The sequence below is a fragment of the Comamonas testosteroni TK102 genome, assembly GCF_000739375.1.
Taxonomy (GTDB): Bacteria; Pseudomonadota; Gammaproteobacteria; order Burkholderiales; family Burkholderiaceae_C; genus Comamonas; species Comamonas brasiliensis.
This window is the reverse complement of the sequence record NZ_CP006704.1, coordinates 1,425,467-1,447,274: the sequence shown is the minus strand read 5'-3', so window position 1 is coordinate 1,447,274 and position 21,808 is coordinate 1,425,467. Positions and strand designations below refer to the sequence as shown.

The 21,808-nt window shown below is 61.6% G+C and carries 18 protein-coding genes; 11 read left to right on the top strand and 7 right to left on the bottom strand.

Annotation, left to right across the window (positions count from 1 at the left end):
* Positions 1-17 precede the first annotated feature (17 nt).
* Positions 18-1,403, bottom strand: a complete 1,386-nt coding sequence (gene cysS, locus O987_RS06505) for a cysteine--tRNA ligase (RefSeq protein ID WP_043371202.1) — start codon at positions 1,401-1,403, stop codon at positions 18-20.
* A gap of 221 nt (positions 1,404-1,624) precedes the next feature.
* Here cysS and O987_RS06500 point away from each other — a divergent pair, with 221 nt between their 5' ends.
* The 4 genes from O987_RS06500 to O987_RS06485 all read left to right on the top strand — a co-directional run bounded on the left by O987_RS06500 (position 1,625) and on the right by O987_RS06485 (position 4,385).
* On the top strand, positions 1,625-2,176 hold the full coding sequence (locus O987_RS06500) for a tetratricopeptide repeat protein (protein ID WP_043371201.1): 552 nt from the start codon (positions 1,625-1,627) through the stop codon (positions 2,174-2,176).
* 130 nt (positions 2,177-2,306) lie between these two features.
* Complete coding sequence (locus tag O987_RS06495) at positions 2,307-2,891, top strand: peptidylprolyl isomerase (RefSeq protein WP_003057606.1); 585 nt, start codon at positions 2,307-2,309, stop codon at positions 2,889-2,891.
* 50 nt (positions 2,892-2,941) lie between these two features.
* Positions 2,942-3,469 carry a peptidylprolyl isomerase gene (locus tag O987_RS06490; protein WP_003057608.1) on the top strand — a complete coding sequence of 176 codons (528 nt, stop codon included), beginning with the start codon at positions 2,942-2,944 and terminating at the stop codon, positions 3,467-3,469.
* A gap of 118 nt (positions 3,470-3,587) precedes the next feature.
* Positions 3,588-4,385 carry a UDP-2,3-diacylglucosamine diphosphatase gene (locus O987_RS06485; RefSeq protein ID WP_003057610.1) on the top strand — a complete coding sequence of 266 codons (798 nt, stop codon included), beginning with the start codon at positions 3,588-3,590 and terminating at the stop codon, positions 4,383-4,385.
* Positions 4,386-4,575: 190 nt separating this feature from the next.
* Here the strand turns inward: O987_RS06485 and O987_RS06480 are convergent, their stop codons facing one another.
* Positions 4,576-6,222, bottom strand: a complete 1,647-nt coding sequence (locus O987_RS06480) for an acyl-CoA synthetase (protein WP_043371200.1) — start codon at positions 6,220-6,222, stop codon at positions 4,576-4,578.
* A gap of 562 nt (positions 6,223-6,784) precedes the next feature.
* On the opposite strand from O987_RS06480, the gene dnaG reads away from it, so the two are divergent.
* The 6 genes from dnaG to O987_RS06450 all read left to right on the top strand — a co-directional run bounded on the left by dnaG (position 6,785) and on the right by O987_RS06450 (position 14,753).
* On the top strand, positions 6,785-8,779 hold the full coding sequence (gene dnaG, locus O987_RS06475) for a DNA primase (protein WP_043371198.1): 1,995 nt from the start codon (positions 6,785-6,787) through the stop codon (positions 8,777-8,779).
* A gap of 275 nt (positions 8,780-9,054) precedes the next feature.
* Positions 9,055-11,502: an RNA polymerase sigma factor RpoD gene (rpoD, locus tag O987_RS06470; RefSeq protein WP_043371196.1), complete on the top strand. Its 2,448-nt coding sequence runs from the start codon at positions 9,055-9,057 to the stop codon at positions 11,500-11,502.
* A 147-nt stretch (positions 11,503-11,649) separates the two neighbouring features.
* Positions 11,650-12,642, top strand: a complete 993-nt coding sequence (locus O987_RS06465) for a Bug family tripartite tricarboxylate transporter substrate binding protein (RefSeq protein ID WP_043371195.1) — start codon at positions 11,650-11,652, stop codon at positions 12,640-12,642.
* 21 nt (positions 12,643-12,663) lie between these two features.
* On the top strand, positions 12,664-13,608 hold the full coding sequence (locus O987_RS06460; RefSeq protein ID WP_043371194.1) for a ketopantoate reductase family protein: 945 nt from the start codon (positions 12,664-12,666) through the stop codon (positions 13,606-13,608).
* A 356-nt stretch (positions 13,609-13,964) separates the two neighbouring features.
* Positions 13,965-14,270, top strand: a complete 306-nt coding sequence (locus O987_RS06455; protein ID WP_003057624.1) for a winged helix-turn-helix transcriptional regulator — start codon at positions 13,965-13,967, stop codon at positions 14,268-14,270.
* Positions 14,271-14,399: 129 nt separating this feature from the next.
* On the top strand, positions 14,400-14,753 hold the full coding sequence (locus O987_RS06450) for an FKBP-type peptidyl-prolyl cis-trans isomerase (protein WP_003057626.1): 354 nt from the start codon (positions 14,400-14,402) through the stop codon (positions 14,751-14,753).
* Positions 14,754-14,826: 73 nt separating this feature from the next.
* Here O987_RS06450 and O987_RS06445 read toward each other — a convergent pair whose 3' ends face one another.
* The 4 genes from O987_RS06445 to ppsA form a co-directional block, all read right to left on the bottom strand.
* Positions 14,827-15,303 carry a hypothetical protein gene (locus O987_RS06445; protein WP_003057628.1) on the bottom strand — a complete coding sequence of 159 codons (477 nt, stop codon included), beginning with the start codon at positions 15,301-15,303 and terminating at the stop codon, positions 14,827-14,829.
* 179 nt (positions 15,304-15,482) lie between these two features.
* Positions 15,483-17,579 carry a VC_2705 family sodium/solute symporter gene (locus O987_RS06440; protein WP_003057630.1) on the bottom strand — a complete coding sequence of 699 codons (2,097 nt, stop codon included), beginning with the start codon at positions 17,577-17,579 and terminating at the stop codon, positions 15,483-15,485.
* Positions 17,572-17,940 carry a DUF4212 domain-containing protein gene (locus O987_RS06435; protein ID WP_235214263.1) on the bottom strand — a complete coding sequence of 123 codons (369 nt, stop codon included), beginning with the start codon at positions 17,938-17,940 and terminating at the stop codon, positions 17,572-17,574. The genes O987_RS06440 and O987_RS06435 overlap by 8 nt, the downstream gene beginning before the upstream one ends.
* A gap of 35 nt (positions 17,941-17,975) precedes the next feature.
* Positions 17,976-20,366: a phosphoenolpyruvate synthase gene (ppsA, locus tag O987_RS06430; RefSeq protein ID WP_043371190.1), complete on the bottom strand. Its 2,391-nt coding sequence runs from the start codon at positions 20,364-20,366 to the stop codon at positions 17,976-17,978.
* 252 nt (positions 20,367-20,618) lie between these two features.
* Between ppsA and O987_RS06425 the strand changes: the two genes are divergently transcribed.
* Positions 20,619-21,440 carry a pyruvate, water dikinase regulatory protein gene (locus tag O987_RS06425; RefSeq protein ID WP_003057637.1) on the top strand — a complete coding sequence of 274 codons (822 nt, stop codon included), beginning with the start codon at positions 20,619-20,621 and terminating at the stop codon, positions 21,438-21,440.
* 67 nt (positions 21,441-21,507) lie between these two features.
* On the opposite strand, the gene O987_RS06420 is transcribed toward O987_RS06425, so the two are convergent.
* Positions 21,508-21,708, bottom strand: coding sequence for a YgaP family membrane protein (locus tag O987_RS06420; protein WP_043376159.1), 201 nt, complete (start codon positions 21,706-21,708; stop codon positions 21,508-21,510).
* Between the last annotated feature and the right edge of the window lie 100 nt (positions 21,709-21,808).

Sequence of the window (21,808 nt, the reverse complement as noted above, 5' to 3'; positions counted from 1 at the left end):
GAATATTGCATGCAGTCTCAGCCCTTGGCGGCCGATTCCCAGGTCGTACCTGCGGCAGAGTCCTTGAGGACGATGCCCTGCTCAAGCAGTTCCTTGCGGATGCGGTCGGCCTCGGCCCAGTTCTTGGCGGCTTTGGCCTGCGCGCGTGCGGCAATCTGCGCCTCGATCGCGGCAGCGTCCACACCTTCGGAACCCGCCTGCAGAAATTTCTGCGGCTCGGCCTGCAGCAGCCCCAGACATGCCCCCAGCGCCTTGAGCAAGCCCGCCACCTCGGGCGACTTGCTGCGATTGACTTCAGCGGCCAGCTCGAACAGCACGGCCACTGCCTCGGGCGTTCCGAAGTCTTCATCCATCGCCGCCTTGAAGCGAGCGGCATAGGGATTGCTCCAGTCGACCTGCACCTCGGCGGGCGCCACCAGATCCAGCGCGGTGTAGAGGCGCTTGAGCGCTCCACGCGCATCATCGAGATGCACGTTGGAGTAGTTCAGCGGGCTGCGGTAATGGCTGCGCACGACGAAGAAGCGGATGGTCTCGGCGTCGTATTCCTTGAGCACGTCGCGAATAGTGAAGAAGTTGCCCAGCGACTTGGACATCTTCTCGTTGTCCACGTTGATGAAGCCGTTGTGCATCCAGGTCTGGGCAAACGGCTTGCCGGTCGCACCTTCGCTCTGGGCAATCTCATTCTCGTGGTGAGGGAACTGCAGGTCTGCGCCGCCACCATGGATGTCAAAGCTCTCGCCCAGCAGCTCGCAGCCCATGGCCGAGCATTCGATATGCCAGCCGGGGCGGCCTTCGCCAAACGGACTCTGCCATTTCACATCGGCCGGCTCGTCGGCCTTGGCCGACTTCCACAGCACAAAGTCCAGCGGATCAAGCTTGCCGTCGGCCACGGCCACGCGCTCGCCGGCGTTGAGTTCGTCCAGCGACTTGCCCGAGAGCTTGCCGTAGCCTGCAAACTTGCGCACCGCATAGTTCACATCGCCATTGCCGGCCTGATAGGCCAGGCCCTTGTCCTGAAGCTTTGCGATCATGCCGAGCATCTGCGGCACGTATTCGGTGGCGCGCGGCTCCAGCGTGGGGCGCTCGATACCGAGCGCATCCGCGTCCTGGTGCAGCGCATCGATCATGCGATCGGTGAGGCTGCGTATGGTCTCGCCGTTTTCCACCGCACGTCGGATGATCTTGTCATCGATGTCGGTGATGTTGCGCACATAGGTCACCTTGTAGCCGCTGGCGCGCAGCCAGCGCTGCACCACGTCGAAAGCCACCATGGAGCGTGCATGGCCCAGGTGGCAGAGGTCATAGACCGTCATGCCACAGACGTACATACGCACATGGCCCGGCTCAAGCGGCGAAAACGATTCCAGTGCACGCGACAGCGTGTTGTAGATACGCAAACTCATGAATCTTGAAATAGGGAGAGAGGGTGGCGAGCAGCAGCACTGGTCATGCCTGCGATGCATAAACCGTGCCTGCCATTCCCTGAGGCTGAAAAATGCGCACTAGCATCCAGACACATCCCGGTCCGGCCAGACGCCTAAGCGCCGCACACCCCTCAGCTACAATTCCCCGCAGTATAAGCTCCCGCCGCAGCGCAGTTTTGCGGCGCCATGAAAGCACCTACATGCCTGTACGCAACTTGTTCAGTACCGCAGCGCGTGCGGCAGCCCTGGCTGCCTTGCTCGCTGCAGGTAGCGCCCACGCCGACGATTACACGGATGTTGCCCAGTTGCTCAAAAGCGGCAAGACCCAGCAGGCACTGCAAAAAGCGGACACCTATCTGGTCAAGAATTCACGCGACCCGCAAATGCGTTTTCTGCGCGGCATCGCGCTGAGCAATGACGGCAAGACCGAAGACGCGATCACGGCTTTTCGCCAGCTGACCGAGGACTATCCCGAGCTGCCAGAGCCCTATAACAATCTGGCAGTGATCTATGCACGCCAGGGCGATCTGGATCGCGCCCGCTCCGCACTCGAAGCCGCCGTGCGCAACAATCCGAACTATGCCGTGGCGCACGAGAACCTGGGCGATATCTATGCCCGCCTGGCCTATCAGTCCTATGCGCAGTCCCTGGCCAAGGGCGGCCACCCCGCAGCCCTGAACCCCAAGCTCAAGCAGCTCAAGGACTTGCTGCAACCCGCAGCCTCTCTTGCAACACCTGCCCCGGCCCGCTGAATCCGTTTTTTGTCATCCCGCCCACCTCCCTCTTGTGAAGCCGGCCGGCGCCCTCAGCTGCCTCAAGCCGGTTTTTTGCAGCCGCTGTCCAGCGGCCCTGCCCAAGACCCACTTACCCAGGAATATGACCATGCTGAATTTCCGTCGAAACAGCCTCAAGGCCCTGTCGGCGATTGCACTGACAGCCACTGTTTTCGCAATCCCCGGCCTGGCCCAGGCGCAATCCAAGGTGCAGCTCAAGACCAGCATGGGCGATATCGTGGTCGAGCTCAACGATGCCAAGGCCCCCAAGAGCGCGGCCAATTTCCTGCAGTATGTGCGTGATAAGCACTATGACGGAACGGTGTTCCACCGCGTCATCGACGGCTTCATGATCCAGGGCGGCGGCATGGACGCCAATCTGAGCGAAAAGCCCACACGCGCCGCGATCCCGCTGGAAGCCGGCAACGGCCTCAAGAACGACCGCGGCACGATTGCCATGGCGCGCACCGGCAACCCCAACTCCGCCACCTCGCAGTTCTTCATCAATGTGGTGAACAACGACATGCTCAACGCACCCAAGCCCGATGGCTATGGCTATACCGTCTTCGGCAAGGTCATCAAGGGCATGGATGTGGTGGACAAAATCCGCGCCGTGGCTACGGGCAACCGCGGCATGCACCAGAATGTGCCCACGACGCCGGTAACAATCCTCTCCGCCACCGAAATCAAGTGAACAACCGGGCGGCGCCAGCCTCCTTACTCCATCCTCTAGAAAGCACAGACATGAGCAATCCCCAAGTCGAACTGCACGTGACCATCAACGTGGCCGATACCGCCACCCAGGGCGTGATCACCCTGGAACTGGACGCCGTGAACGCGCCCAAGTCCACCGAGAACTTCCTGAACTACGTGAACCAGGGCTTCTACAACGGCACCATCTTCCACCGCGTGATCAAGAACTTCATGATCCAGGGCGGCGGTTTTGCGGCCGACATGAAGCAAAAGGACACTGCGGCTCCCATCGAGAACGAAGCCAAGAACGGCCTGAAGAACGACAAGTACACGATTGCCATGGCTCGCACCAGCGATCCCCACAGCGCAACTGCACAGTTCTTCATCAACACCGTGGACAACGGCTTCCTGAACCACACCGCTCCCACCGGCCAGGGCTGGGGCTATGCCGTGTTCGGCAAGGTGGTCAAGGGTGAGGAAGTCGTGGACGCCATCAAGAAGGTGCGCACCACACGCAAGGGCTTCCACGACGACGTGCCCTTCGACGCCGTGGTGATCGACAAGGCGATCGCGATCTAATCCCGGAGGCGCTGCGCGCCTTCCCCCAAGGGGGACGACGGCCTCGCTGCGAGGCGGCTCTTGCTTGCCGTCTCTCGCTCGGGGCCGTTATTGTTTTCAGGCTGCGTACCATCATCACATGACTGATTCTTCAGATCCCCGCACGGCGGCTCCCCAGGTGGCGCAGCTGCAAGGCGCACCCGGCTGGCAAGCTATCGACTTTATTTCCGATCTGCATCTGCAGCCTTCGGAGCCGCAGACGGTCGAAGCCTGGCGAGACTATCTGGCGCGCAGCACGGCCGATGCCATCTTCATCCTCGGCGATCTGTTTGAAGTCTGGGTCGGCGACGATGCGCTCGATGAACCCGGCAGCTTCGAGGCCGAATGCGCCGCCGTGCTGCGCGAGGCGGCGCAGCAGCGCCCGCTGTTCTTCATGGTCGGCAACCGCGACTTTCTGGCCGGCGACGAATTTCTGCGCCGCAGCGGCATGAGCGGGCTTTCCGACCCCACGGTATTGCTGTGGGCAGGCCCCAGCATCCTGATCAGCCATGGCGATGCGCTGTGCCTGGACGATGTGGAGTACCAGCAATTCCGCGCTGTTTCGCGCTCCGCCGCCTGGCAGCAGCAGTTGCTGGCCCAGCCCCTGGCCGTGCGCCGCGCGATCGGCAGATCGGCACGCAGCGAAAGCGAGCAACGCAAGCAAGGCGGCGCGCCCTACGCGGATGCCGACGCGCAGATGAGCAGCACCTGGATGCAGGCCGCGCAAGCGCCCTGGCTGATTCACGGCCATACCCATCAGCCCGCCGACCACGCGCTGGGCGACGGGCAGTGGCGCATCGTGCTCAGCGACTGGCATATCGATGCTCAGACACAGCGCAGCGAGGTGCTGCGTGTGACGCCTGAAGGCTGGCAGCGCATGCCGCCCGAATTGGCCTGACGCACCAACCAGTTGCCGCTATCTCATTCAGAGCTTCTTACGCAGGCTATTCATAGATTTCAGATTAAAAGTTATCCAAGTTCTATGAATAACAAGCGCTAGCAGCTATCAAATTTGCTGAACTGGCAGACACGAAGAGCCCGCTGCCCAAATAGCTGAGGCATCGCACCTTGGGTGCGGCGGCGGGATCTCAGACCGAGATGGCGGAAGCCGAGCCTGCCTGCTTGCGCAGCTCGAACTTCTGGATCTTGCCCGTGCTGGTCTTGGGCAGCTCGCCAAACACCACGGCGCGCGGCACCTTGTAGCCGGCCAGATGCTTTTTGCAGTGGGCCATGATGTCTTCGGCCGTGGTCTCGGCTCCGGCCTTGAGTTCGATGAAGGCGCAGGGAGTCTCGCCCCATTTGGGGTCGGGCTTGGCCACCACGGCCGCAGCCAGCACAGCGGGGTGGCGATAGAGCACATCCTCCACTTCGATGGACGAGATGTTCTCGCCTCCCGAGATGATGATGTCCTTGCTGCGATCCTTGATCTGGATATAGCCGTCGGGATGTTGTACGGCCAGGTCGCCGCTGTGGAACCAGCCGCCGCGGAAGGCTTCCTGCGTCGCCTGCGGGTTCTTGAGATAGCCCTTCATGGCGATATTGCCCTGGAACATGATCTCGCCCATGGTCTGGCCGTCGCGCGGCACGGGCTGCATGGTTTCGGGGTCCAGCACGGCCGCAGAGCGCTGCAGGTGGTAGCGCACGCCCTGGCGCGAGTTCAGGCGGGCACGCTCGCCGATATCGAGCGCATTCCAGCCCTCATGCTTGGCGCAGACCGTGGCCGGGCCATAGGTTTCGGTCAGGCCGTAGACATGGGTGATGTCAAAGCCCATGGCCTCCATACCCTCGATCATCGATGCGGGCGGCGCTGCCCCAGCCACCATGGCCTTGACGCCGGCGGGCACGCCCTGCTTCATGGCAGCCGGCGCATTCACCAGCAGGCTGTGCACAATGGGCGCACCGCAGTAATGGCTCACGCCATGGTTGCGGATGGCATCAAAAATCGCCTGCGCATCCACCCGTCGCAGACAGACATTGACCGCCGCGCGTGCAGCCACCGTCCAGGGGAAGCACCAGCCGTTGCAGTGGAACATGGGCAGCGTCCACAGATAGACAGCGTGCTTGGGCATGTCCCACTCCAGCACATTGCTGATGGCATTGTTGTGCGCTCCGCGATGGTGGTAGACCACGCCCTTGGGATTGCCCGTGGTTCCGCTGGTGTAGTTCAGTGCAATCGCATCCCATTCGTCGCCGGGCCATTGCCAGTCGAAACCGGCATCGCCCTGGGCCACAAAGCTCTCGTAGTCGGTGACACCGATTTGCTCGGCCGCCTCGCCGTAAACCGGGTCTTCGACCTGGATGACATAGATGGGCGCGGTGCTCTGGCGCAGCTTGAGCGCCCTGGCCATCAGAGGCGCGAACTCGGGGTCCACGATCAAGGCCTTGGCTTCGCCATGGTCGAGCATGAAGGCCAGAGTCTCGGCATCCAGCCGGGTGTTGAGCGTGTTGAGCACGGCACCGGCCATGGGCACGCCAAAGTGGGCCTCCACCATGGGCGGCGTATTGGGCAGCATCACGGCCACGGTATCGTTCTTGCCAATGCCGATTTTCTGCAGACTGCTGGCCAGTTGGCGGCAACGTGCATAGGTCCGTGCCCAGTTCTGGCGCAGGTCACCATGAACAATGGCCAGGCGCTCGGGATAGACCTCGGCCGTGCGGGCAATAAATCCCAGCGGCGTCAGCGCGGCATGGTTGGCGGTATTCGGGGTGAGGTTCAGATCGAAAGAACTTGTCATGTTTGTCTCCTGAGCGTCTTGTACTCCAGCATCCGTCACGCCAGGCTTACAACCGAGCGCCATGCAAGCCTGTTGTGATCCAGGTCAAGCCTGATTCCGCTTGGCTCTCGCACATAGAAACCAGAGCAACGCAAAAGGTCATTGAGCAAACCAATACTTTCAACAGCTTCTGAAAATCAATAAATTAATTCAAAATCAAATACTTATGAGAGCAATCAAAAACACCATCATTCCTCAAGCAGTGGCATCTCATGCAAGTCATCTATAAGACATCATTTATCTGACAGACCAATCACCCAGACCGTGAATCGCTTTTAGAATGCGCACATGTTTTTGAGGATCTGACTGCTCACGCGGGCAGGCCAGACCGGCATCTCTCCCGCACGGAGCCGGTCACATGCCTCAAAACTGTGTGGCGGAGGAGACGTTTTAGAGGAGAGCCTGGCAATGATCCAGGCATCAGGAGACCTGAGCCTGCACCCATCGGTGCAGGCTTTTTTTTGTCCGCCCTCCTCATTCCTGCCCCGCCATCGGCCATTGCCGAAAAAGGCAAAATACACGGGTGGCCATTCCCCAATCATTCATCCAAGAGTTGCTCTCCCGCGTCGACGTGGTCGACATCGTGGGCCGCTATGTGCAGCTCAAAAAGGGCGGCGCCAACTTCATGGGCCTATGCCCATTCCATGGCGAAAAGTCGCCCTCTTTCACGGTCAGCCCCAGCAAGCAGTTTTTTCACTGCTTTGGCTGCGGCAAGAACGGCAATGCCATCGGCTTTCTGATGGAGCATGCCGGCATGGGCTTTGTCGAAGCCGTGCAGGAGCTTGCCAATCAATGCGGCCTGCAGGTGCCGCAGGACGACATCAGTCCGGCCGAGCGCCAGCGCCAGGCCCAGCAAAAGCAGAAAGCCGAGACCCTGAGCGACCTGCTGGAAAAAGCCGGCGAGTCCTATCGCAAACAGCTCAAGGCCGCACCCAAGGCCATCGAGTATCTGAAAAAGCGCGGCGTCTCGGGCGAGGTCTCCAAGCGCTTCGGCCTGGGCTATGCGCCTGCAGGCTGGCATGGCCTGGCCAGCGTATTCGCCGAGTACGACAACCCGCAGCTTGAAGAGTGCGGGCTGGTCATCGTGGGCAAGGACGACAGCCGCCGCTACGACCGTTTCCGCGACCGGCTGATGTTCCCGATTCGCAATGTCAAAGGCGAATGCATAGGCTTTGGCGGCCGGGTGTTTGGCGATGAGAAACCCAAATACCTGAACTCCCCCGAAACCCCGGTCTTCCACAAGGGCCGCGAACTCTACGGCCTTTACGAGGCCCGCCAGGCCCTGCGCGACATGGGCTACGCCCTGGTCACCGAAGGCTATATGGACGTGGTGGCGCTGGCCCAGCTTGGCTTTGCCAATGCCGTGGCCACGCTGGGAACGGCCTGCACGCCGGAGCATGTTCAAAAGCTGTTTCGCTTCACCGATGCCGTGGTCTTCAGCTTCGACGGTGACGGTGCGGGCCGACGCGCCGCCCGCAAGGCACTGGATGCGGCCCTGCCGCTGGCGACCGACACGCGCTCCATCAAATTCCTGTTCCTGCCTTCGGAGCACGACCCCGACAGCTTCATCCGCGAATTCGGCCCCGAGGCCTTCTCGCGCTATGTGGGCGATGCCACGCCGCTGAGCCGCTTTCTCATCGAATCGGCCAGCGAGGGCTGCGATCTGGGCCAGACCGAAGGCCGTGCCCACATGGCCAGCAACGCGCGGCCGCTGTGGTCACTGCTGCCCGACGGCGCGCTCAAGCGCCAGCTGCTCTCCGAAATCGCAGCCCTGGCCCAGCTGGACTCGCGCGACCTCACCGATATCTGGGCGCAGGAAGCCGCACGCACAGCCCCCATTTCCCGCCGCGCGCCTGCGGCTGCGCCCTCCGGCCCTCAGGCACCGGAATGGGATGCGCCCCCGGCCAGCTGGGAAAGCGCCCCCGACTGGGCCGATGCCCCGGCACCGTCCCCCTCCTCCTACCCAAGCCAGGGCGGCGGCGGCAACTGGTCGGGTCGCAAGGAATTCGGCCGCCAGCGCAAGCCCTGGGGCAAGAAGGGAGAGGACTGGAACCCGCCGCAGCTGGGCCCGCGCCCCACGCCGGTCAGCCGCGAAGACCAGGCCGCTCGCCTGCTGATGTGTCACATGGAGTTCATGGAAGAGATGACCCATGAGGATTTCGATGCCCTGGCGCGCTGCAACCAAAGCCATGCCCCCTTGTTCCGCTGGCTGGAAGCCCAGTTCACCGAGTCCGGACCGCGCTCCTGGGCGGTGCTGCGCGAGCAATTGCAAGGCTCGCCCTGCGAGCCGCTGGCCAGCAAGCTCATGAGCGGCGCCCATGCCAACCCCGAGGGCGAAGTCGACGAGTTGCGCAAGGAATTGCGCGGCACGCTGAATCTGATCCTTGTGGATCACCTCAAGCGCGAGGAGGCCCAGGCGCTCAAGGAGATCGCCACCGACCCCACGGCGGCAAGGCGTTACATAGAGTTTCAACAGCGGCGAAAAAATTTATCTGTAATTATTAGCTCCACCTCTTGACATCTTTAAAAAAGGTATAATTTAGAGGATACAGGCAAGAGCGACAGCAACACCTCCGACCCGGGCCCCGTGAAGAAATCACGTGATGGCAGCAACTGCATGGCCCATTTCTCGCAAGGATTGCATACCAAATGATCGCCCCAACATCTTGCCATGGAGTCTTTGTGCTCCACCGGACAGGCTAGGCCTGTTCTTGCGCCAGCTTTGATGGCGTTTGTTTGCATTTTCCGTTTTCCTTTGTGTGTTTGTGTGTGTTCGTACCGTGAGAGGTGTTCATGCCCGTTTCAAAGTCCGTGAAGTCCAAGCAGGCCCCAGAAGCTTCAGCAAAGCCCAAGACCTCTAAAACTTCCACTTCCGCAGCAGAGTCCGCGAAAAAGGCCAGTGCCAGCAAGCCTGCTGTGAAGAAGAGTGCTGCATCTGCAGCCGAAGCCAAGAAAGACACCACCGTGGTTACCAAGTCACAAGCCGAACTCAAAGCCATGGCCGATGCGCTGCTGGCGCAGGCAACTCCCAAGCGCGGCCGCAAGAAGGCCGAAGAAGACGACGACACAGCTGCCGCTCCTGCCGCCAAGAAGACCGTCGCCAAGAAGGCTGCTCCCGCCAAGAAGGCTGCAGCCGTCAAGGCCCCCGCTGCCAGCGCCGATGCCGACAAGACTCCCGCCAAGCGCGGTCGCAAGCCCAAGGCCAAGGAAGCCGACGAGGACATGGATGATGCCGACCTGTCGGATATCGACAGCGATCTGGAAGGCGAAATCGAAGAGGAGACAGTCGCTGAAGCGTCTGCTGCTCCTGCCGAAAAGGCCAAGCCTCTGCGCATGAAAATCAGCAAGGCGAAGGAACGCGCCTTGATGAAGGAATTCGGCTTGGACGAGACCGTTCTGACCGAAGAGGAAATGAACACCCGCCGTCAGCGTCTGAAGATGCTGATCAAGCTGGGCAAGACCCGCGGCTACCTGACCCACGCCGAAATCAACGACCACCTGCCCGACAAGCTGGTCGATGCCGAAACGCTGGAAGTCGTGATCTCCATGTTGAACGACATGGGCGTAGCCGTGTACGAGCAGACTCCCGATGCGGAAACCCTGCTGCTGAACAACACCGGCCAGTCAGCCACCACCGAAGAGGAAGCGGAAGAAGAAGCCGAAGCGGCGCTGTCTACCGTGGACTCCGAATTCGGCCGCACCACCGACCCCGTGCGCATGTACATGCGTGAAATGGGTACCGTCGAACTGCTGACACGCGAAGGCGAAATCGAAATCGCCAAGCGCATCGAAGGCGGCCTGATGGACATGATGGAAGCCATCTCGGCTTCCCCCGCGACCATCGCCGAGATCCTCAATATGGCCGAGGAGATCCGCGAAGGCAAGGTTGTCATCTCCACCGTGGTGGACGGCTTCGTCAATGCCAACGAGAACGACGACTATGTGGCCGAAGAAGACTTCGACGAATACGACGAAGAAGATGACGATGACGGCAAGGGTGGCTCCAAGGCCCTGACCAAGAAGCTCGAAGAGCTGAAGAACGAAGCCCTGGGTCGCTTTGACTCCATGCGCGAGCTTTTCGACAAGATGCACAAGGTGTATGACAAGGAGGGCTACGGCACCGAGGCATACATGAAGGTGCAGAAGGCCATCACCGAAGAGCTGATGACCATTCGCTTCACGGCCAAGACGATTGAAAAGCTCTGCGATCTGGTACGCGCCCAGGTGGACGACGTGCGCAAGAAGGAACGCGAGCTGCGCAAGATCATCGTGGACAAGTGCGGCATGCCGCAGGAGCAGTTCATCAAGGACTTCCCGCCCAACCTGCTGAACCTGGACTGGGTCATCAAGCAAGTGGCGGCAGGCAAGAACTACAGCGCCGTGCTGGAGCGCAACATCCCGCCCGTGCAGGAGCTGCAGCAGAACCTGATCGACCTGCAGGCCCGCGTGGTTGTGCCTCTGGAAGAGCTCAAGCACATCAACAAGCGCATGAACAGCGGCGAGCGCGCCAGCCGTGACGCCAAGAAGGAAATGATCGAGGCCAATCTGCGTCTCGTGATCTCCATCGCCAAGAAGTACACCAACCGAGGTCTGCAGTTCCTGGATCTGATCCAGGAAGGCAATATCGGCCTGATGAAGGCCGTGGACAAGTTCGAATACCGTCGCGGCTACAAGTTCTCGACCTATGCGACCTGGTGGATTCGTCAGGCCATCACGCGCTCCATCGCCGACCAGGCCCGCACGATCCGCATCCCCGTGCACATGATCGAGACCATCAACAAGATGAACCGCATCTCGCGCCAGCACTTGCAAGAGTTTGGTTTCGAGCCCGATGCGTCCATCCTGGCAGCCAAGATGGAGATCCCCGAGGACAAGATCCGTAAGATCATGAAGATCGCCAAGGAGCCGATCTCGATGGAAACCCCCATCGGCGACGACGACGACTCCCACCTGGGCGATTTCATCGAGGACGGCAACAACACGGCGCCCATCGATGCCGCCATGCAGGCCGGTCTGCGCGATGTGGTAAAGGACATCCTTGACGGCCTGACGCCTCGCGAAGCCAAGGTGCTGCGCATGCGCTTCGGTATCGAAATGTCCACCGATCACACGCTGGAAGAAGTCGGCAAGCAGTTTGACGTGACGCGCGAGCGTATCCGTCAGATCGAAGCCAAGGCGCTGCGCAAGCTCAAGCACCCTTCGCGCTCCGACAAGCTGCGCAGCTTCATCGACTCGCTGTAAAGCCAGCCCGAGGAACCGGCACGCCGGCTCCCTGCGACTCCAAGCCCCGACCTGCTCCAGGTCGGGGCTTTTTCGTATGCAGCCCAGGTCAGCAAGCCTTCGCTTGCGGCCAAACACACCAAAAGACACATAACAGCGGAGACAGACATGAACACCATCCAAGCACACCGCCTTCCGACACGGCGCCAGTGGCTGGGCTATTCCGGAGCCTTGCTGGCCACGCCTTTGGCAGCCATGGCCAACCCGCCTCAGCGCCTGGGGACGCAGTTGCGCATCGTGATCCCCGCCAACCCCGGCGGCGGCTGGGACCAGACCGGTCGCGCCCTGGGCGCAGCGCTGATCGGCAGCGGCATGGTGGACAAGGTCATTTATGAAAACATCGGCGGCAAGGGTGGCACCATAGGCTTGGCCGAATACACCAAGCGCTACGGCAACGACCCCAACAGCCTGCTGATCGGCGGCATGGTCATGGTCGGCGCTCTGGCGCTGAACAAGAAATCGGCAGAGCTGCATCAGGTGCAAGCCCTGGCGCGACTGACCAGTGACTACCTGGTGGTGGCCGTGCCTTTCGACTCACCGATCGCCAACCCCAAGGCACTGGCCAAGGCCATGCGCGAAAACCTGCCCGCACTGGCGATTGCCGGAGGCTCCGCCGGCGGCGTGGACCATATGTATGCGGGCATGCTGGCCCGCCTGTCCAAGGCCAATGCGGAGCAGCTGCAGTACAAGGCCTTCCCCGGCGGTAACGAGGTGCTGCAGGCCCTGCTGCAAAAACAGGTACAGGTGGGAATCTCGGGCTACAGCGAGCTCAGGGATGCCTTGCAGGCTGGCAAGCTGCGCGCTCTCGGTGTTTCCTCGCGGCGCGCTATGTTCGGCATCGCCTCCATGCGCGACCAGGGCATGGACGCCGAAATGTCCAATTGGCGTGCCGTCTTTACAGGCAGAAATCTGCCTGCAGAGCGCATCCAGCAACTGCTGGCTGCTATCGACCATGCGAGCAATCAGGAGCACTGGAAACAAGCCCTGGCCAGCAATAATTGGAGCTCCTCTTGGCAAACCGGCAAGGCGCTGCAGGAGTTTCTGGAGGTCGAGACCTCCACTGCCCAGCTGATGACCTATCTGCTCAAGCTCAAGAGCTAAGCCACCTTGCAGGATAGCCCCATGAATCTGGTCGACCACACCGCTGCCCCCTCCCGCCTTTCCGTTGCCGTCATGGGCGCGGGCTCGGTGGGCTGCTACTTTGGAGCTCTGCTGGCACGCGCCGGCCACCCGGTCACGCTGATCGGTAGAGCATCGCATATGCAGGCGGTCAGCGAGCACGGGCTGAGACTGCAGACGGCAACAGAAGATCTGCATCTCCCCGTCGCCACCAGCACCGAGCCCCGTGCCGTGGCGGGCGCCGATGTGGTGCTGTTCTGCGTGAAATCCACCGACACCGAAGCAGCGGCTGCACAGATCAAACCCCACCTGGCTGCACATACCCAGATACTGAGCCTGCAGAATGGCGTGGACAACGACCAGCGCCTGCGCCAGGTGCTGGGTCGGCAGCCGGTGGCAGCTGCCGTGGTCTATGTGGCCACTGCCATGGCAGGCCCGGGCCATGTGCGTCACTTTGGCCTGGGCGAGCTGGTCATCGCTGCCTGCCCCCAGGGCGATGCGATCGCGGGCCAGTTCAGCACCGCCGGCATTCCCACACAAGTCTCGGATGGCGTGCTGGCCGCACTCTGGCAAAAGCTCATCATCAACTGCGTCTACAACGCGCTCTCCGCCCTCACCCAGCAGCCCTATGGCTGGCTGGTCGCGCAGCAGGGCATACCCGCCGTGATGCAGGACATTGCCGCCGAATGCAAGACTGTGGCCATGGCCGACGGCGTGATCCTTCCCGCTACCGTGGACGAGGCGGTAGCGGCCATCGCACGCACCATGCCCGGCCAGCTCTCTTCCACGGCCCAGGATCTGGCGCGCGGCAAGCCCACGGAGATCGACCATCTCAACGGCTATGTAGTGCGGCGCGCCCAGGCCCTGGGCATTGCCGCGCCGGCCAATCGCCTGTTGCAAGTGCTGGTGCAACTCAAGCAAATACAGGCGCCCAAACAGGAACTATGATTTTCATAGCTGCCTGCGTCGGCAGGTCAATGGCTTGACTCCATTTTTACACCTGGAAACACCTAAGCCAGCACTAACACAGCCGGCAAACCACGCCAGCCTGTCGCGCAGGCTGCTCCAGCACTCTCACCACTGCTACAAACCCTGAAGCACGCGCGCCTTAGCCCGGATTCGTGGCTGACCCGCAACACTTGCGTGCTGTTTGTCGCGTTTATCACCTCAAGGCGTTGCAGTTGAAGATTTGAAGCTACTAAACTTGTAGCAAAATAAATTAACCGCTATAGTCCATCGGACATGGCACTGAAAGCGCCCAGTGCGCCCAGCTCGACAACATCATTGCGCAAGGAGAAGCGTCCATGAGCTCCAAGGAAAACGCCGCCATCAACCAGCTGTTCGAGAAGCTCGAATGCCGCTATGCGCTGCGCGTGCTGTGGGCTTTGCGGGATGGTCATCCCCAGACCTTCCGACTGCTGCAAGACAGCGTGGGCGGCATCACTCCCAACACGCTGAACACCCGCATCAAGGAACTGCGCGAATGCGGCCTGCTCGAACATGGCAGCGACGGCTACACCGTGACCTTGACCGGACAAGATCTGCTCAAGCGCCTGTCCGACGTGCAGGCCTTTGCCAACCGCTGGGTTGCGGCGCGCGCCAAGAAGTAAACCTTGCCGTTGTTGCGGCCAGGGAACTGGCGGCAGGCGGACACCACTATCATCCAAGGGCCCCAAGCGAGCTTGGCCGGCCCTTTTTTCCATCGCCTTTTTCTGCTTTGTGCTGAAAGGAAATCCACCATGGCATTCAACACTACTGCCTCCGGCCTGCAATATGAAGACACCGTCGTTGGCGAAGGCACCGAAGCCAAGGCCGGTCAGAACGTGACCGTGCACTACACCGGCTGGCTCTACAACAATGGCGTGCAAGGCGCCAAGTTCGACTCCAGCAAGGACCGCAACGATCCTTTCGTCTTCCCCCTGGGCGCCGGCATGGTCATCAAGGGCTGGGACGAAGGCGTGCAAGGCATGAAGGTCGGCGGTCAGCGCACGCTGCTGATCCCAGCAGCCCTGGGCTATGGCGCGCGCGGCGCCGGCGGCGTGATCCCCCCCAACGCCACGCTGAAGTTCGATGTGGAATTGCTGGCGGTCTGAACCCCAGGCTCCGTCCACGAAAAAGCGGCCCTGCAAGGCCGCTTTTCTTTGGGAAATGCCCTGCATCGGCTGTTTATGCATCGGCCTCGAACAGCGCTCTGTGCAGTGGCATGTAGGCTTTTTCACCCGCCGCATCGCGTATGCGCGGCGCCAGCTCCGCCAGTTGCTCATAGCCCATGGCGGCCTCCACGGCCAGATTCAGCCTGAAGCCCTTGAGCCCCAATGCGCCCGTGATGGACACGGCCATGGGGTAGGCCTTCTGGAAGCGCTTCTGGCCGACGCCTGACGCGAGCTCGGCTGGGGCCAGAGAGGGGGAGCCGCTCTCCGAAGCCGGCGCTGCGGCGGAAGACTCCCTCGTGGCCAGCCAGCCTCTGTCGACCAGGGTCAGAATATCGTCCTTGACCACTCCCAGCGCCGAGGTCGCCTCCAGCACCTGCATCAGGCTGCGTTGACCGTCAAACAGCAAAAAGGCCGAGCGCAGCCTCTGGCTCAGATCGGAATGGCGCTCCTTGAAGGCCTGCTGGCCCTCGGGTGTTTTGACTAGATACATCGCCCCCGCCCCTCTATGCATTGAATTGCTTTTAGACATGCAGAGTGGCAGCTGTGGCGGCGCCTGAAAAGCGGGTTTTCCTGCAAGCTTGCTCCGGGCTGAGCCAGATCAGACTCCACCAAAAAACCACCCGGAAACCATCTCAAGCCCTTCGTGGAAGAGCGCTGACAGCTATCGAATCAAGGGTTCTTCCGAATGCCTGCTCGCCGCTGCTCCCACCAGCTGACCAGCAATATGGTGAGCAAGCCTGCCGGCACGCCAAACACACCGGCCGAGATGGGCTGAATGCCCCACCAGAGTGCCTCGCCGCGCAGTGCCGAAGGCAGCACACCCTGCAGACCCGGCACATGAGAGACCATGTAGTACACCGTCACGGCCAGGCCCAGCAACATGCCAGCCACCGCGCCACGGCGCGTGGTGCCGCGCCAGAAGATGCCCAGCACCATGGCCGGCACAAAAGCCGAGCCGGCCAGCGAGAACGAGGCCGAAACCATTGGAAGAATGTCCGAAGAGCGCCGGGCAGCCACAAAGGCCGCCGACAGCGCCACCAGCAGCAATGCGAACTTGGAGAGAATCACACGCTGCTCGGGCGAGACACGCCGCTTGCGCGTATCCAGGCGCTGACGCTCCTGGAAATAGAGATCCCGCACCAGGGCATTGCTGATCGTCAGCAGCAGACCGTCGGCCGTGGACAATGCCGCCGCCAACCCGCCCGCAGCCACCAGACCGGAGAGCACATAAGGCATGCCGCCCAGCTCCGGCGTGGCCAGCATGATGAGGTCAGCCCCCATGCGGATCTCGCCGAACTGCAAGATGCCATCGCCATTGATGTCCTCGACGGCCAGCAACGAGCTGTCGACCCTGGACCACTGCGCTATCCAGTTGGGCAAGGCATCGAAATGCGTGCCCACAAGATTGCTCATGACCTCGAACTTGACCAGCACGGCCAAGGCCGGTGCGCCCAGATACAGCAGACCGATAAAGAACAGCGACCAGGCCACCGAGGTACGCGCCGCCGACACCGAGGGAACCGTGAAGTAGCGTGTCAGCAGATGCGGCAGCCCGGCCGTGCCGACCATCAGGCAGAACATCAGCGCCAGAAAATTGCGCCGGCTTTCCTCGTAGGCCTTGCGCTCGGCCGGCGAACCATCCGGATCCCCGGCAAAAGGCTGACTTTGCAGCGGCATGCCGCCCAGCGGCTTGGCCCGTTCATAGGCCTCGTGCAGCTCGCGGCTCCAGAGTTCGCGTGCCGCCACCTCATCCTTGGGCATGGCGGCCAGCTCCCGGCTGGCGGTCATGATGGCGCCGATATTGCCGCTGCTGGTGCGCAGCTCGCGGATATGCTCGCTCAGTGCTTGGCGTTCCGCCGCCAGCACATTGGGCACATCGCGCAGCTTGGCCTGCAGCACCTGGGCGCGGGTGCGGTAGGCCTCCAGCACCGACTGCTCAGCCTCTGAGGACAGCAGCTGCTGCTCCATGGCGCCAATCTTGCCCAGTTGCTGGCTGTAGGCCAGCTGCGCCCAGGGGTTGCCCAGCTGCTTGTAGGCCAGCCAGGAAACCGGCAGCATGAATGCCAGCAGTATGACCACATATTGCGCCACCTGGGTCCAGGTGATAGCCCGCATGCCGCCCAGGAACGAGCACAGCAGCACGCCGCCCAGACCCAGCATGATGCCGATCTCGAACTGCACGCCGGTCAGGCGTGCGGCAATCAGCCCCACGCCATAGATCTGCGCCACCACATAGGTGAAGGAACAGGTAATGGCGGCCAGCGCGGCAATGATGCGCGGCCAGCGCCCGCCATAGCGCGCCTGGAAGAAATCCGGCACGGTATAGAGATTCATGGCCCGCAGATAGGGAGCAATCAGCATGCCGACCAGGCAGAACCCGCCCGTCCATCCCAGCACATAGGCCAGCCCGCCAGGCTGTGTGCCGGTCCCCGAAAAACCTTGCAGATAGAGCGCGCCGGAGAGACTGATGAACGAGGCTGCACTCATCCAGTCGGCAGCGGCAGCCATGCCGTTGTAGAAAGGCGGAATACGCCGGCCGGCGACGAAATACTCCTCGGCATCACTGGTGCGCGAATACACACCGATGGCCGCATACACCATCACCGTGGAGAACAGAAAAATAGGCCCGATCCAGTGCCGCGACAGCCCGCGCTCCTCGGCCCAGAGCATGGTCAGCAAAAAGGCCGCCGTTCCCAGCACATAGAGAAACAGAATGCGATGCAGCCGCCAGTGGTAGGCGCGGCTCAGAACGGGCCGCTCAGGCATGAGGGTCGGATGCGGCGAGAGAGGCTTGATGAGCCGCAGCCCGCTTGCGCGCTTCGTCACGCGCCTGTTGGCGTTCGAAATAATCCATGACCACACAATAGACCACGATGATCAACAGGAACATCAGGACCGCCCCTTGGGCGGCCATCCAGTAGGCCACGGGCCAGTCCGGCATCAGCGCCTGGATATCGCGCGCAAAGTAGCAGGTCCCAAATGAAGACACCACCCAGACGCTCAGCAGCAAGGCCTTGAGTCTCAGGTGGTGTGTATCGTGCAGATCCGGCGGGAAGGTCACCTCCACCGGATTGCCGAAAGCATCGAATGCCTGTCGCGGGGCATCCGACGCGGCATCGTCATGCATAGGCGCGTGATGCGTCCGCACGGCGATGCCCAGGCTTATTCAGCCAGCTTCTGCCAGGTGGAGACCACGCTGTCAGGGTTCAGGGAGATGGAGGAGATGCCCTCATCGGCCAGCCACTTGGCGAAGTCGGGGTGGTCCGAAGGGCCTTGGCCGCAGATGCCCACATACTTGTTCTGATCGCGGCAGGCCTTGATGGCGCGAGCCAGCAGCTTCTTGACGGCGGGGTCGCGCTCGTCGAAGTCGGCGGCCAGCAGCTCCAGACCGGAGTCGCGATCCAGGCCCAGGGTCAGCTGGGTCAGGTCGTTGGAGCCCACGGAGAAGCCGTCGAAGTATTCGAGGAACTCCTCGGCCAGCACGGCGTTGGAAGGCACTTCGCACATCATGATCAGCTGCAGGCCATTTTCGCCGCGCTTGAGGCCGTTTTCGGCCAGCAGCTCAGTCACGCGCTTGGCCTGGCCCAGGGTACGCACGAAGGGGATCATGATCTTGACGTTGGTCAGACCCATGTCCTCACGCACGCGAAGCAGGGCTTCGCATTCCATCTTGAAGGCTTCGCCGAACTCGGCCGAGATGTAACGCGCTGCACCGCGGAAGCCCAGCATGGGGTTCTCTTCCTCGGGCTCGTAACGGCTGCCGCCGATGAGCTTGCGGTATTCGTTGGACTTGAAGTCGGACATGCGCACGATCACGGGCTTGGGCCAGAAAGCGGCGGCAATCGTTGCCACGCCTTCGGTCACCTTGTCCACGTAGAACGCGCGGGGAGATGCATGGCCGCGGGCCACGGACTCGACGGCCTTCTTCAGATCGGCGTCAACGGCGGGGTAGTCCAGGATGGCCTTGGGGTGGACACCGATATTGTTGTTGATGATGAATTCCAGGCGGGCCAGACCCACGCCTTCGTTGGGCAGCTGGGCAAAGTCGAAAGCCAGCTGGGGATTGCCCACGTTCATCATGATCTTGGTGGGGATGCTGGGCATCTCGCCACGCTTGACCTCGGTCACTTCGGTTTCCAGCAGACCATCATAGATCTTGCCGGTATCGCCTTCCGCGCAGGACACGGTAACCAGTGTTTCGGCCTTGAGCAGATCGGTTGCATTGCCGCAGCCCACAACGGCGGGGATACCCAGCTCGCGTGCAATGATGGCGGCGTGGCAGGTACGGCCACCGCGGTTGGTGACGATGGCCGAAGCCTTCTTCATGACGGGCTCCCAGTTGGGATCGGTCATGTCGGTCACCAGCACGTCGCCGGCCTGCACCTGATCCATCTGCGAGATGTCGGACACCAGGCGCACGGGGCCGGTACCGATCTTCTGACCGATGGCGCGGCCTTCGGCCAGCACGGTGCCCGTGCCCTTGAGCTTGTAGCGCAGCTCGGCCTGTCCCTTGGACTGGCTCTTCACGGTTTCAGGGCGCGCCTGCAGGATGTAGAGCTGGCCGTCGGTGCCGTCCTTACCCCATTCGATATCCATGGGACGGCCGTAATGCTGCTCGATCACCAGCGCGTAATGCGCCAGTTGCTGCACTTCCTCGTCGGTCAGCGAATAGCGGTTGCGCAGTTCGTGGGCCACATCGGTGGTCTTGACCAGCTTGCCGTCGGCCGCCTTTTCCTCGGGCGTGGCAAAGATCATCTGGATCAGCTTGGAGCCCAGATTGCGGCGGATCAGTGCCTTGTTGCCAGCCTTGAGCATGGGCTTGTGCACATAGAACTCGTCGGGGTTCACCGCGCCCTGCACCACGGTCTCGCCCAGGCCGTAGCTGGAGGTAATGAAGACCACTTCCTCGAAACCGGATTCGGTGTCGATGGTGAACATCACGCCGGCAGCGCCCTTGTCGGAACGCACCATGCGCTGCACGCCGGCGGACAGGGCCACCACATCGTGCTCGAAGCCCTTGTGCACGCGGTAGGAGATGGCGCGGTCGTTGTAAAGCGAGGCGAACACTTCCTTCATCTTGTGCAGCACGTCTTCGATGCCCACCACGTTCAGGAAGGTTTCCTGCTGGCCGGCAAACGAGGCATCGGGCAGGTCTTCTGCAGTGGCCGAAGAGCGCACCGCAAACGATGCCTCGGCATTGCCGCCTTGCAGACGGACAAATTCCTCGCGGATGGCCTGTTCCAGATCGGCAGGGAAAGGCTGGCTTTCCACCATGGCACGAATTTCCGCGCCGACAGCGGCGAGGGCGCGGACATCGTCCACGTCCAGAGCGGCCAGCTTGGCAGAGATCTTGCCGGCCAGACCTTCAAAGGCCAGGAACTCGCGGAAGGCATGGGCCGTGGTGGCAAAGCCGGTAGGCACGCGCACGCCCTGGGGCAGTTGCGAAATCATCTCGCCGAGCGAGGCGTTCTTGCCGCCGACCGACTCGACGTCGGTCATGCGCAGTTTTTCGAACGGAACGACTAATGCGGTCGCTTCGAAGAGTTGAGACATGGGAAAGCTCCAAAGGTAAAAAACCGGCACGCTTGCGGCGACTGGGCTGAATGGCCAGGGCACGCGAACCCACGCTGCATCGATGCAGTGCTTTGCTGTTCTGGATGTTGACCGTCAACGAGCATGGGTGGAATTTGGGAATAATGGGCGCAATTGTAGGCCTAGCCATGAACCCTGGCGCGGCTCAAACCTGTTTCAGACTTCAGGGCATGGCATTGCCAGCCCCGCCTCCACCTAATCACTGCGCGCACCATGCATACCCATACGATTTTTGTCATTTCTGACGGCACAGGCATCACGGCCGAGACCTTCGGCACGGCCATCATGGCCCAGTTCGAGAGCAAGCCGAGGCTGATTCGCATCCCCTTTGTGGACTCGATGGACAAGATTCATCAGGCCGTGCGCCAGATCAACCATGTGGCCGAGGTGGAGAAGCGCAAGCCCATCATCTTCACCACCCTGGTCAATCAGGAGATGCTGGAATTCCTTGAAGCCAACTGCAAGGGCAAGCTGTTCGACATGTTCGGCACCTTTGTGCGCCCGCTGGAGGTGGAACTGGGCCAGAAGTCGCTGCACCGCGTGGGCCGCTTTGCCGATATCAGCGAGAGCAAGGAATATCTGGAGCGCATGGAGGCCATCAACTACACGTTGGCTCACGATGACGGCCAGACCCATGCCGACCTGAGCGGCGCCGACGTGATCCTGGTGGGCGTGAGCCGCTCGGGCAAGACGCCCACCAGTCTGTACCTGGCCATGCAGTTCGGCCTCAAGGTGGCCAACTATCCACTGATTCCCGAAGACTTCGAGCGCAAGCAGTTGCCGCCCGCGCTGGAGCCCTACCGCAAAAAGCTGTTTGGCCTCACGATTCAGCCCGAGCGCCTGTCCAGCATCCGCAACGAACGCCGCCCCGACTCCAAGTACGCCAGCCTGCCCAACTGCCGCTACGAGGTGGCCGAGGCCGAGGCCATGATGCGCAGAAGCGGCATCGAGTGGCTGTCCAGCACCACCAAGTCGATCGAAGAGATTGCCACCACCATCTTGCAGGAAGTGCTGCCCCAGCACCTGGGCCACTGAAGGTTGACGTCACCCGGAAAGGCCCGACTTGTTCGCCTGGGCCTTTCGAGGGTGAGCGACCGGCGGCCTATTTTTTTCGCGCATCCAGCGGGCAGGTGTTCATGCCCAGCGGCAGATACAGCGGGCAGAAGCGCAGCAAGCCGGTGGCCAGGGGGATCACCCCAAGCCATCCCCACCAGCCAATGATGCCCATCGCCGCCAGGACGATGAGGAATAGGCCCAAAGCGATACGAAGCATGCGGTCCAGACCGCCGACATTGAATTTCATGCTGACTCCCTGCTTGGCAGGCATCCGGAGGGAATGCCTGATTCAATCTATTAATAAATAGTATATTTTTTTATAGATTGTCATCAAGAGCCCCTGGCGC